The sequence below is a fragment of the Sulfitobacter sp. M22 genome (assembly GCF_021736025.1).
GTDB classification, from domain to species: Bacteria; Pseudomonadota; Alphaproteobacteria; order Rhodobacterales; family Rhodobacteraceae; genus Sulfitobacter; species Sulfitobacter litoralis.
Genome location: NZ_WMEC01000001.1, coordinates 2,346,238 through 2,357,500, shown reverse-complemented (window position 1 = coordinate 2,357,500; position 11,263 = coordinate 2,346,238). Strand labels below are relative to the sequence as shown.

At 56.1% G+C, this 11,263-nt stretch carries 7 protein-coding genes, 2 tRNA genes, 2 rRNA genes and 4 pseudogenes (1 of these 15 cut by a window edge); 7 read left to right on the top strand and 8 right to left on the bottom strand.

Annotated features, from left to right (window positions below):
• The 3 genes from GLP52_RS11640 to GLP52_RS11630 all read left to right on the top strand — a co-directional run.
• Positions 1–1,654: ribosomal RNA gene (locus tag GLP52_RS11640) — 23S ribosomal RNA — on the top strand; it begins 1,220 nt to the left of the window's first position.
• A 183-nt stretch (positions 1,655–1,837) separates the two neighbouring features.
• Positions 1,838–1,952, top strand: a 5S ribosomal RNA gene (rrf, locus tag GLP52_RS11635).
• A gap of 75 nt (positions 1,953–2,027) precedes the next feature.
• Positions 2,028–2,104: transfer RNA gene (locus tag GLP52_RS11630), tRNA-Met, on the top strand.
• Positions 2,105–2,272: 168 nt separating this feature from the next.
• On the opposite strand, the pseudogene GLP52_RS11625 reads toward GLP52_RS11630, so the two are convergent.
• The 5 genes and pseudogenes from GLP52_RS11625 to GLP52_RS11605 all read right to left on the bottom strand — a co-directional run.
• Positions 2,273–2,404: pseudogene (locus GLP52_RS11625) on the bottom strand (transposase domain-containing protein); the annotation flags it as partial.
• Between the two features lie 23 nt (positions 2,405–2,427).
• A pseudogene (locus GLP52_RS11620) lies at positions 2,428–2,643 on the bottom strand (transposase domain-containing protein); the annotation flags it as partial.
• A gap of 385 nt (positions 2,644–3,028) precedes the next feature.
• Positions 3,029–3,778 (bottom strand): tyrosine-type recombinase/integrase, encoded by a 750-nt coding sequence (locus tag GLP52_RS11615; RefSeq protein ID WP_237273545.1) that lies wholly within the window; start codon positions 3,776–3,778, stop codon positions 3,029–3,031.
• On the bottom strand, positions 3,771–4,733 hold the full coding sequence (locus tag GLP52_RS11610; protein WP_237272463.1) for a tyrosine-type recombinase/integrase: 963 nt from the start codon (positions 4,731–4,733) through the stop codon (positions 3,771–3,773). Before GLP52_RS11610 ends, GLP52_RS11615 begins: the two co-directional genes overlap by 8 nt.
• Positions 4,730–5,977 carry a site-specific integrase gene (locus GLP52_RS11605; protein WP_237272462.1) on the bottom strand — a complete coding sequence of 416 codons (1,248 nt, stop codon included), beginning with the start codon at positions 5,975–5,977 and terminating at the stop codon, positions 4,730–4,732. Before GLP52_RS11605 ends, GLP52_RS11610 begins: the two co-directional genes overlap by 4 nt.
• Positions 5,978–6,138: 161 nt before the next feature.
• On the opposite strand from GLP52_RS11605, the pseudogene GLP52_RS11600 reads away from it, so the two are divergent.
• The 4 genes and pseudogenes from GLP52_RS11600 to GLP52_RS11585 form a co-directional block, all read left to right on the top strand.
• A pseudogene (locus GLP52_RS11600) lies at positions 6,139–6,345 on the top strand (transposase domain-containing protein); the annotation flags it as partial.
• 173 nt (positions 6,346–6,518) lie between these two features.
• The gene (locus GLP52_RS11595; protein ID WP_237272461.1) at positions 6,519–7,034 is read left to right on the top strand and encodes an antitoxin Xre/MbcA/ParS toxin-binding domain-containing protein; all 516 of its coding nucleotides are present in this window, start codon (positions 6,519–6,521) and stop codon (positions 7,032–7,034) included.
• The gene (locus GLP52_RS11590) at positions 7,031–7,705 is read left to right on the top strand and encodes an RES family NAD+ phosphorylase (protein ID WP_237272460.1); all 675 of its coding nucleotides are present in this window, start codon (positions 7,031–7,033) and stop codon (positions 7,703–7,705) included. Before GLP52_RS11595 ends, GLP52_RS11590 begins: the two co-directional genes overlap by 4 nt.
• A 283-nt stretch (positions 7,706–7,988) precedes the next feature.
• The gene (locus GLP52_RS11585; protein ID WP_237272459.1) at positions 7,989–9,464 is read left to right on the top strand and encodes a hypothetical protein; all 1,476 of its coding nucleotides are present in this window, start codon (positions 7,989–7,991) and stop codon (positions 9,462–9,464) included.
• On the opposite strand, the pseudogene GLP52_RS11580 reads toward GLP52_RS11585, so the two are convergent.
• The 3 genes and pseudogenes from GLP52_RS11580 to GLP52_RS11570 all read right to left on the bottom strand — a co-directional run.
• Positions 9,425–9,709: pseudogene (locus GLP52_RS11580) on the bottom strand (transposase); the annotation flags it as partial. The gene GLP52_RS11585 and the pseudogene GLP52_RS11580 overlap by 40 nt on opposite strands.
• Positions 9,710–9,768: 59 nt before the next feature.
• Positions 9,769–10,746: an IS5 family transposase gene (locus tag GLP52_RS11575; protein ID WP_237273293.1), complete on the bottom strand. Its 978-nt coding sequence runs from the start codon at positions 10,744–10,746 to the stop codon at positions 9,769–9,771.
• 284 nt (positions 10,747–11,030) lie between these two features.
• Positions 11,031–11,116, bottom strand: a tRNA-Leu gene (locus GLP52_RS11570).
• Positions 11,117–11,263 lie beyond the last annotated feature (147 nt).

The following is an 11,263-nucleotide window of genomic DNA, read 5'->3' as shown; positions in this document are numbered from 1 at the left end:
ATGAGCCGAAGCTTAGGATGCATTTATTGCATGGTAGCAGAGCGTAGTGTGACATAGTTCCATGTCTCCTTAGCCCTTCGGGGTATTGGAGACGCGGAGCTTTCTGTGAAGCGGGCCTGTGAGGGATCCCGTGGAGAGATCACTAGTGAGAATGATGACATGAGTAGCGACAAAGAGTGTGAGAGACACTCTCGCCGAAAATCCAAGGGTTCCTGCTTAAAGCTAATCTGAGCAGGGTAAGCCGACCCCTAAGGCGAGGCCGAAAGGCGTAGTCGATGGGAACCAGGTTAATATTCCTGGGCCAGATGGAAGTGACGGATCTCGAGGGTAGTTCATCCTTATCGGATTGAATGGGCTGCTTAGAGGTCCCTGGAAATAGCTCCATCGCTAGATCGTACCCTAAACCGACACAGGTGGATAGGTAGAGAATACCAAGGCGCTTGAGAGAACTATGTTGAAGGAACTCGGCAAAATACCTCCGTAAGTTCGCGAGAAGGAGGCCCGGTTTCTAGGCAACTAGAGGCTGGGGGCACAAACCAGGGGGTGGCGACTGTTTATTAAAAACACAGGGCTCTGCGAAGTCGTAAGACGACGTATAGGGTCTGACGCCTGCCCGGTGCCTGAAGGTTAAAAGGAGGGGTGAGAGCTCTGAATTGAAGCCCAGGTAAACGGCGGCCGTAACTATAACGGTCCTAAGGTAGCGAAATTCCTTGTCGGGTAAGTTCCGACCTGCACGAATGGCGTAACGACTTCCCCGCTGTCTCCAACATAGACTCAGCGAAATTGAATTACCGGTCAAGATGCCGGTTACCCGCGGTTAGACGGAAAGACCCCGTGCACCTTTACTACAACTTCACACTGGCATTAGGCCGAACATGTGCAGGATAGGTGGTGGGCTTTGAAGCGTGGACGCCAGTCTGCGTGGAGCCTCCCTTGAGATACCACCCTTGTTCTGCTTGATGTCTAACCGCGGTCCGTTATCCGGATCCGGGACCCTGTGTGGTGGGTAGTTTGACTGGGGCGGTCGCCTCCTAAATCGTAACGGAGGCGCGCGAAGGTTGGCTCAGAGCGGTCGGAAATCGCTCGTTGAGTGCAATGGCAGAAGCCAGCCTGACTGCGAGACTGACAAGTCGAGCAGAGTCGAAAGACGGCCATAGTGATCCGGTGGTCCCAAGTGGGAGGGCCATCGCTCAACGGATAAAAGGTACGCCGGGGATAACAGGCTGATACTGCCCAAGAGTCCATATCGACGGCAGTGTTTGGCACCTCGATGTCGGCTCATCTCATCCTGGGGCTGGAGCAGGTCCCAAGGGTACGGCTGTTCGCCGTTTAAAGAGGTACGTGAGCTGGGTTTAGAACGTCGTGAGACAGTTCGGTCCCTATCTTCCGTGGGTGTAGGATACTTGAGAGGAGTTGCCCCTAGTACGAGAGGACCGGGGTGAACGATCCACTGGTGGACCAGTTGTTATGCCAATAGCAGTGCTGGGTAGCTATGATCGGACAGGATAACCGCTGAAGGCATCTAAGCGGGAAGCCCCCCTCAAAACAAGGTATCCCTGAGAGCCGAGGTAGACCACCTCGTCGATAGGCCAGAGATGTAAGCGTAGTAATACGTTCAGTTGACTGGTACTAATTGCTCGATAGGCTTGATTTGATCCAGTAGAAGAAAGACTTCATACTGTGACAAAAGCATACACATACAATCAGTCGTACTGACTTGGACAAATCCTTACCCAGAACGGTGAGGAGGCGGGAACGCGCATCCTTTGGATACGCTCTCTCCCGCTTGTTGCTCTTTTGCCAATGGCAAAAGCAACAACATAGAGGTTTTACTCGGTTTGGTGGTCATAGCGTAAGCAAAACACCCGATCCCATCCCGAACTCGGCAGTTAAGTGCTACTGCGCCAATGGTACTGCGTCTTAAGACGTGGGAGAGTAGGTCACCGCCAAACCTAGCAAAACCTCTAAATTTAGTATCTCTCTGCGATGACAAAATAATAAGCCAATACACAAACATTGGCCCCCGGCGCGGGATGGAGCAGCCCGGTAGCTCGTCAGGCTCATAACCTGAAGGTCGTAGGTTCAAATCCTACTCCCGCAACCAACTTTAGCGAACTTAGCAGTAAACAACGCCCGCAGAACATGCGGGCATGCATGCGTGCAGTATCTCTAATAGTTTGCCACGCAGGTCGAGGGTAAGCGTCCGGTCTGACTGCCCTACGGCGTGGTTTTCCAAGGCAGCAGATCATCGTTAGCGGTGCGCCGATCCCACCTATTTAGCGTAATTCCATTGTAGCAGATCGTTGATCTGGCTTTGTTTGTGGCCTACGACGATGGCAGTAACCGTATCTGCCAGATAGGCCTGCGGATCGACACTGTTCAATTTGCAGGTCTGGATCAACGTAACCGCACCATTGATACCGCAGCTTATGCAGCTTGACTGTTCTCGGTATCCGCTGGTGCCCAGTTCCAAGGCAGCAACTCGTCCAGCCGGTTGATCTTGTGATCGTGGATGCGGTCGAGGACATCGGCAAGGTAGGCCTGCGGATCAAGGCCGTTCAGCTTGGCGGTTTCGATGATGGCCATGGCGCGTGAGAGAGTTTCTGCGCCTGTGTCTGCCCCTGCAAAGAGCCAGTTTTTCCGATTATGGAGACCTCTCCATAACCGCAATTATGCCCCCCCGATGATTATGTGCAGTTCGCCGAGGAAAGTGCGCTCAAGTGCCGCCGCAGTGGCGATTTCCAGTGCGACGAACTGCGCATAAGTTAAAGGCTCTGAAGGAATTGCATCAACTGATCCGGAGGCCGATACCGACCGGGGCGCGCGCCGATGGGTTGCAGGCGCTCAAGGGTGCGCTCCTTCATTGATAGGTCGGCCTGGAGGTACATATGCGTTGTGGCTGAGCTTTCGTGACCCAGCCAGAGCGCGATGACGGTGATGTCGACCCCAGACTGCAAAAAGATGCATCGCCGTGGTATGGCGGATCGTATGCGGTGATATCGAACGTTGCGCGAGTTGCGGGTGACGTTCAGCGGCAATTGCAACGGCAAGCTTGAGGCGCTGCGTAACATTCGAACGCGCCATCTTTTTCTCCGCTCCGGTTTGGGAATAGGAACCCATCATCGGCAGCACTCTCCAGCCTGCGCTTCCAGCCACGGATCAGCGATGCGGTTGGACGCCAGAGCGGCACGCTTCGTTCCTTTCGCCCCTTGCCGTGAAGGTGTGCTACCATTGTCTGGTCGATGACGACATCGCGGACCCGCAGGCCTATGGCCTCCGACACGCGCGCGCCAGTGTTATACATTAGACTGAAGAGCGCCCGGTCCCGCTGACCTGCCCAGGTTTGCGGATCAGGGGCCTCGAGGATCGCTTGCATCTCTGGTCGCGATAGATACCCCAGTACCGGCTTGTCAAACCGCTTCATAGGTATAGCCAATGCTTGCTGGATCACTGCGATCGCTGTCAGGTCGTAGTGTGCAGCATACTTCAGGAAAGATCGTAGCGCCGCCCAACGAGCGTTGCGGCTGCGCGCACCGTTCTTGCGATCATTCTCCAGATGATCGAGGAAATTGAGAATGAACTGGGCGTCGAGATCGACCAACGCCAATACGGTTGGAGCCTTGCCGATCTCGGCCTCCGCGAAGCTTAGCAACAGGCGGAACGTGTCTCTGTAGGCGGCGATTGTGCGTGGGCTGACCGCCCGCTGATGGCCCAGGTGCTCGACGAAGAAACGTTGAAGCAAGATGGAAAAAGTCGGCGTCGAGGTCGGATCAGCCATGATGGTGGTCTCCTGCTGCCACCGCGAAGTTCTCGAAGCTCTTGCCGGCTACGGCCATGAGATCCGGGATGCCGGTCAGGTACCAATATGTGTCGGACACCTTGGCGTGACCAACATAGGTCGAAAGTGCGGCCATGGCGTTGTCGATATCCGTTCCATGCTCATGCCAATGTTGGACGCGACGGCAGATGAACGTGTGGCGCAGATCATGTATGCGCGGTTGAGCGTAGGCACCACGTGCAGTCCACCCGAGTTCGCTTCGCAACCGCTGAAACACCCAATGGATGGTTCGTGTTGGCAGCACCCCGCCGGATGACGACGGGAATAACGGCATATCTGGGTGTGTCGCGCAGTGGCGCGCCCGCACAACCGTGTAACGGTTCAATGCTGCCGCCACTGTCGGATGTATTGGCACGTGTCTGGATTTGCGGAATTTTGTGTTCCGGACCGTGAGGACGCCTTGATCAAGATCTGCATCGCCGCATCGCAGGTGGAGAGCTTCGGAAAGGCGCAGGCCAGTGGCGGCAATCAATCCGAAGATCGCTTCATAGGTCGCTGGACGCAATCCATCATCTGGGGCAAGGCGGCGGGCGGCGGCGAGAAGATCGCAGATCTCCTGCTCCGAGTAGATGTGCGGTGCCAAACGGCGATGCGAGCGACCGAAGATTGCGGTCTGCGGGAACTCGGTCGCGGGATCGAACCGCGCTAAATATCTTGCGAAAGGGCGAAGAACGTCCAGACGGCGCGCCCAAGACAAAGGTTTGGCGTACTTGGCTTGATCCTGCACCCAATCCAAGATGATGCGGATTGTCAGGGGACCAGTATGACCTGTCGCGTCAACGAACCGAGCGAAAGCGGTGATCTGATCGCCCGTAATGCGCAGATCAAACCCCAACCCGCGGCGTTCGGCCAGGTAATCTTCGGCCTGAGAGAGCAGCGTACGAGGCGCGGTCATGACGCGCTCCCCGGCCAAGGCAAGGCCACTGCCGAGAGCTTGGTCAAATCGACCTTTGCATAGATCGCAGACGTATCAAGGCTGCGGTGCCGCAGGACATCGGCGATATCCTTCATCGGCACGCCGGTGCGTAAAAGTCGACTGGCCATACTGTGCCGTAGAATGTGGACCCCCGTGCGGGTCCATCCGCATCTTCGATAGCCAGCCAAGACCGCACGCTTGACGACGCCTTTCTCAATCGGCGCGTCATACGGGGCGACATGCCGAACAAATATGGCCCGATTGGAGGTCTCGGGGCGCTCCTCGCGCAAATAGGCGGCGATCGCGGTGCCCGTAGCCGAAAGCAAAGGGAGCACATCGGCGCGTCGGCCCTTGGATCCGATAAGGCTGATCGTTCCCTCGGCCCAATTGATGTCTTCGAGACGCAGGTTGACGACCTCGCTGGATCGTAGACCGAGATCTATCAAACACCGCGTCATCGCATAGGCTCGCCGGCGCGACGGAAATGGTTGATCGAATGACTGCAACAGCTCATCGATCTCGGCGTCGGTGAGAACTTCCGGCAAGGATGCCAGCCTCCAGTGGGCCACCCGTGGAATGGCGGCTTCCAGTTGGCTAACCCGGTCGCCAGACATGCTGCGGAAACGGAGATAGCAGCCGACAGCACCGCCGATCACGCGGATGGTGCCGGGGCTGCGCCCGGGATCGCCGAGGACGAAACGCCGGGCAGCGTTGGCACCGATCTTCGACATCGTGATTGGTTCGTCGCTGAAATGGAAAAGTAGAAACTCGCCAACGATGCGCTCGCGCTGGCGGCGGGTGCTGTCCGCCAAGCCCCAGACATCGCGCATGTGTTTGTCAAAGCGCGCCAACTCATGTGCACCGGTCGTGCTGGAGGCGGAATCCTGCACTCCAATACCATCGGCCCTCAGCACTTCGAGAAGCTGGGCGAGTGCCGCGCGGAGCTCGTGATGCAATCGGCGAACCGGATAAGGACAGCTGCACACAGGCAAATGTTCAGACAGAAACCGTGCGACCATGGCCCCGCCGATTGCGTTTAGACTACAACGTTCTGCAGTCAGCCATTGAGCAAAATGCGCAACGCAGCATAGGTAAACGCGCTGCGTACTCGGCGCATATCGCCCGCGACGCAAGTGCGCCCCGTAGCGCAACACATAAGGTTGAAGAATGCTGTCCTCTAACCACAGGCGTGGCTGCGTTTGAACGGTGATCTCTTGGGACATGGTGAACTCCTATCAGGTTGAATGAACCTTCAAGAAGATCAGAATTATGTGCAGAACGAACCCATATACGTGGCCGCTATCTTCCAACAGCGCCACAGGAAATGTGTTCTTCGGTCCGTGAACTGCACATAATCACCTGGGGGGCACAATTCCGTTTATGGAGACCTCTCCATAACCGCAAGAACGCACTCTTCGCTGGCCACGACGCCGGAGCCTCAAACTGGGGCGTCATCGCTTCCTTGATCGAGACCTGCAAATTGAACAGTGTCGATCCGCATGCCTATCTGGCCGATACGTTCACTGCCATCGTCGCAGGCCACAAACAAAGCCAGATCAACGATCTGCTACCATGGAATTACGCTAAATAGGTGGGATCGGCGCACCGCTTACCTTGAATGCAAAGGTTTACACTGTGTTGTAGTGACCGCCTGAATCCATCACCGCTAATTTTTTTGGGGGGGATTACTGATGCAAAACCTCCTTGTCATTGAATTGTCCACATATAGACTATATGTCTGTAAGTGGATTAAGGAGGCGCGATATGCAGATTGCCAATTTCTCAAACACTTCGGTTTCCCCCGACGCCGTGCAATTTCGTACCATCACCCGAGAAGATCGCGATCGGACAAGTGCGCCAGGCTTGCGCGCCTTCCGGGAAATCGCTGATCGGTTCGACCTTAGCGAAGCAGATCGTATTGCCATTCTGGGCGATCCGGGCCGCTCCACCTATCATCAATGGATGAAGAAGGCGCGCGAACAGCAGCCGCTGACCCTGCCTCTTGATACGCTGTTACGGATTTCAGCGGTACTTGGTATCTACAAGGCGCTGACCATTCTGTTTGAAGATGAAAATCAGGCGTTAGTATGGCTGAACGGCCCTCACCAGGGCACGATCTTCGCCGGCGCTTCGCCTTTGGCCTATATGCTGGAAGGCGGGCACGACGGCCTCATGTCGGTGCGCCGGTATCTTGACGCCTGGCGCGGCGGCAATATGGGGCTTGGGGCGCCGGAGGGCAGCTTTGAGGCGGTCACCGAAGACGATCTTGTCTTTGCATGAAGATCGCAGATTACGCGACATCTTCCGCACCGGCGGGCACAACACGCCTTATTCCCTCACGGTTTCCGCCGATCCCCGCCTTTGGCGCGGTCGCCACATCCGACGACCTTGAGGCCGTCATGGAGCTGGAAGGCTGGACAAACGACCGCCTCGTAAGTCCGCGGCTCGCGCGCCTGCCTCGCGCGGAATGGGTGTATGGCGTCCCGAATGCCAGCGTCGTCATGGCGGCGTTTCTGCACGGATCGCCCGGCGGTCTGCGGTTTTCTGATGCGAGCCTCGGAGCGTGGTATGGCTCGACCCACCTCAAAACAGCGCTGCTGGAGGTTGCCAATGGGCTGCGCAAGGAGATCGCGCTGAGCGCCTTGACGCAGAAATCCGAGACGTATCGCCAATATAAAGCTGATCTTGATGGAGACTATGTCGACATTTTCGGAGCGCATCCGAAATATCATGATCCCGAAGATGCGAGTTTCCCTGTAGCGCAGGCTTTCGGACGACGCGTCCGGGATGAAGGCACGCGTGCCGGCATCCGATATGAAAGCGTGCGTCACCCCGGACATGAAAACTGGGTCTGCTTTCGCCCACCCCTTATCCGGAATGTGACGCAGGCGAAACACTTCAAGATCGAAGTGCCCCGAACCGGTCGGGTGGTTGTGCGCCAGCTCTCCTGATCAAGGGGTCCGCTCCGGCTCAGTGCTAAATCCTACGTTAAGCAAAACCGGCCCAAACCTGCCGTTCGCGGGCCGTTCGCATTCTGCGTCGCAGCGCTTTTGATGATCCACGTCTTGGCACAGTTTGGCGCTCAGTTGACTTGCGGTATCTCTCATTGACGTAGTCGGGCAGCAGCCCCACCGAGAAGTGAACCACGGGTTGCACTTTCACGTCAGCGCGTGCTTAAACTTCTGCGGTTGTTGTCATCGTTAGTGCCGTTTTGAACGAAAGCAGATTTCAGAGATGCCCCACGATACATTTGCCCACCGCGAGGCCGCCACACCTGAGGAACGTGAACGCATCTCAGATCTTCTTGGATTTGCCGGCGAGCTTCTGAATGCGCGAGCTCAGGTGCAGATGGTCATGCAAAGCGGCCTCGGGGTCTTCCACGAGAAAGATTTTGCTGACCTACCGGGCATCGAACTCAACTGTGATGACGGCGCCTGGCTCCGCTTAAAGCGTCTGAGTCAAACACGGCCGCCTGAGGCGGCAGACCACGTCTCCGGGTTTTTCGATCAGAAACCTACCGACCCCAACAAAACGCCATCGATCAAGCCGGCGATTTCAGTCGAGGTGACCATCGAAGAAGCATCCGACCTCATCGAGATGGAACTCCTGATGCCGGACGATGTTCGGGTCATCGTTGAAAACGAAGTCGAAATTGAAAATCGGGTCAAAGTCATCCTGCATGCGTCGAACTGTTCCGAAATGCGCCGTGATTTTGTAACCTATCTCAAAGGCCCTTGGTCTGACTGGGCACATCATGAAAAGCCAACCAGACGCGCTATCAGTGTCTACAAAGACCTCTTCAACATCCACTCTGTGATTCACACCTCTGAGGGCACCCCGCCTGAACTGGTCTGGGGGACCGGTATTGGGCGCTGGAAGACCCGCGGCGCAAATGTCGATATGCCGATCATCGAGCAAGGCCTCGACATCGAGCTCGAAGATGAGGGTGTGATCGCCATTAGGCCCCGATCCACACCGCCAAGCCTTTCCCTCAAACCCTACATCCAACTCGGCATCGATGGTGTTTCAAAGCTCCAAAGGGAGCTACAGGACAACTTAGATATGCTCTTGCGTGGGGATGCTGAGTTCACGCCCTTCACCAGCGTTTGGGAGCCTCTCCTCGATACAGCTGCCAGCAACATCGCCAGTGACGCCGTTCACATCACCCGTGAAGCCTTGGACGATGGCGAGAAGGTCGAATCCGCAATCGATCAACTCAGGATCACATCAAGTTGGGCCATCTTCGGTCGTCCGCGCTCCAATGAATACCGCATCCAAGACATTCAAAAGCTTCGCACAGCTGTTGCTGACGAAGGGTCGCCTGTTCCACCGCCCATTCGCGGCTTTACCGAAGGTGCCCAGGAAGAAGCGCCCAGTGAGACATCCGAGTTCGGCGTCGATCAAGCTGTTCTGACCGGTGTGGCAGTAAACACTTGGGAGCCATCTGCAATTAGCGATGTCGGCACCTCCCTACGAGAGGCCGGATCTTCGAGTGGCGGAGCAAACAAGAGTTCTTCTCGCGTTCACTTCTTCCCTCTCCCCTTCAATGAGGAGCAGGGCAAGATTTCGGACATGATTGATGATCGATCTATTGATGTTGTATGCGTCTCAGGCCGGGAGTGTCATGAACTTTGTGTATCTGGTCTGGCCCATGCGGGTTTTAGATACAGTCACGCATTGAAGCGATCCTCAAACATTATGGCGAAATGATTGCGGGCCGCAAACCATTCTCGAACATTTCGGCCGCCTTTCTCAAACTTGCGGATCGCCAAGTAGATCAGCTTCGTGGCTGCGCCTTCGGTCGGGAACGATCCCCGCGTCTTAATCGATTTGCGGATTACACGGTTCAAGCTTTCAATTGCGTTGGTGGTGTAGATGATCTTTCGGATGGCGGGATCAAAAGCAAAGAACGGGATCACTTCCTGCCAAGCCCTGCGCCAGGCCGGTGCGATGGAGGCAGGCCGTGTTGCATAGATCAACTGCAACTCAGAGCGCGCCCTACCCGAGACGGAATTCAGGCGGTACGTTCAAAGCTTGGGTGGCCAAGTCCGGTCATCCAGTTGAGAACCCGGACGCCAATCTTGGCTTCTGTTTTCTGATTTTCGAAGGTACGCGCCTTTAGCTTTGGCCCAATAACCACCTTCCAGCGGCCCATGAGGGTTTCGCCCCGGCTGCGTTGGTTGTAGCCAGTGGCTTTCTGCCAGGCCATCCGCCCGCGGGCTGCGACGTCGGCGATATGGCGGTCACGTACCGTCGGATCTTTGGCTGCATTTAGGCTCAGTAATGCGTTTTTGGGGGGTGGGATCGTCAGCTCGATCAGCGATCCAAACCGGGCAGTAAGCAAATCAGATGTTGGTTTTCCATCATAAGCTCCATCTGCAAGGAACCGATCAGCCGGGCCGTCGATTTGATCCAAAAGACCTGGCAGCGCCGTCGGATCACCGACGTCGTCCTTGGTGAGATCAGAGCAGACAATCTCACCACTGACAAGATCAAGACCGAGGTGGAGCTTGCGCCAAGAGCGCCGTTTACGCCTAGTTTTATGCTTCTCCTCGAGCCAGTCACCTTCGCCAAAGATCTTCAGACCGGTACTGTCCACAACCAGTTGCACTGGTTTGTCACACTTGGACTTCGGCTTTGGGCGCAACGTCAGCCCATTGCCACGGCGCGACAGGGTGGAAAAATCCGGCACTGCGATCGCAACCCCCAGCAGCTGCGCAATAGAGCGCATCAAGCCTTGGGTTTGACGCAGAGGCTGCTTGAAAACTAGACCCAGCGTCAGGCACATCTCGATCGCCAAGTCAGAGTAGTGCGGCTGTCCGCCGCGCGTGGTACGGCGCGGCGCCGACCACAAGGAAAGTGCGTCTTCGCTGATCCAGACCGTCAGATCACCACGCCGCCGCAAGCCTTCGTTATACTCGGCCCAGTTTGTTACTCGATGCCTTTGCTTCGGAATTTTGTCACGCCGATCGGCGTTGAACTTGTACGGCATTTACAGCATCCTGAAACGAACAGAACGCACCCAATATCAGCCGACCGGGGGTCCCTGCAACAACGCCGCTTGGGTTTGTCAGGCTCTCGTCGAGAGAAGCATTTCGCAGCCAGTGTGTGTGGAGGATTTGCCTGTCGCTTTGATCTCCGTTCTCGCAGCTTCAGCGAGTGGATTCTGGACGGGATGCGGAACGCATAGTGTGGGGCAGGTTGTGTGGCACTTTTGGAAAGAAAAATATCAAAACCCCTTAAAACCATATAATATTGATTTTTAGGGGTTGATTTTGGTGCCCAGGAGAGGACTCGAACCTCCACACCGTTGCCAGTACTAGCACCTGAAGCTAGCGCGTCTACCATTCCGCCACCTGGGCACAGGGGGGTTGTGAGGGAGCGTTTATTGCTGTCAGGCGGGGGTGTCAATTGGATTCTAGTAACAAAACGAAGTGAAGATAAAATAATTAGCAGGGGGCGCGATTTGCTGCGCTAGATCGGCTTTGGGCGGCACTTTGGGGCGGAAT

Excerpts from the sequence above, each read along its gene's own strand:
- GLP52_RS11615 (WP_237273545.1), bottom strand. The coding sequence starts at position 3,778 with ATGGCTGATCCGACCTCGACGCCGACTTTTTCCATCTTGCTTCAACGT.
- GLP52_RS11610 (WP_237272463.1), bottom strand. The coding sequence starts at position 4,733 with ATGACCGCGCCTCGTACGCTGCTCTCTCAGGCCGAAGATTACCTGGCC.
- GLP52_RS11605 (WP_237272462.1), bottom strand. The coding sequence starts at position 5,977 with ATGTCCCAAGAGATCACCGTTCAAACGCAGCCACGCCTGTGGTTAGAG.
- GLP52_RS11595 (WP_237272461.1), top strand. The coding sequence starts at position 6,519 with ATGCAGATTGCCAATTTCTCAAACACTTCGGTTTCCCCCGACGCCGTG.
- GLP52_RS11590 (WP_237272460.1), top strand. The coding sequence starts at position 7,031 with ATGAAGATCGCAGATTACGCGACATCTTCCGCACCGGCGGGCACAACA.
- GLP52_RS11585 (WP_237272459.1), top strand. The coding sequence starts at position 7,989 with ATGCCCCACGATACATTTGCCCACCGCGAGGCCGCCACACCTGAGGAA.
- GLP52_RS11575 (WP_237273293.1), bottom strand. The coding sequence starts at position 10,746 with ATGCCGTACAAGTTCAACGCCGATCGGCGTGACAAAATTCCGAAGCAA.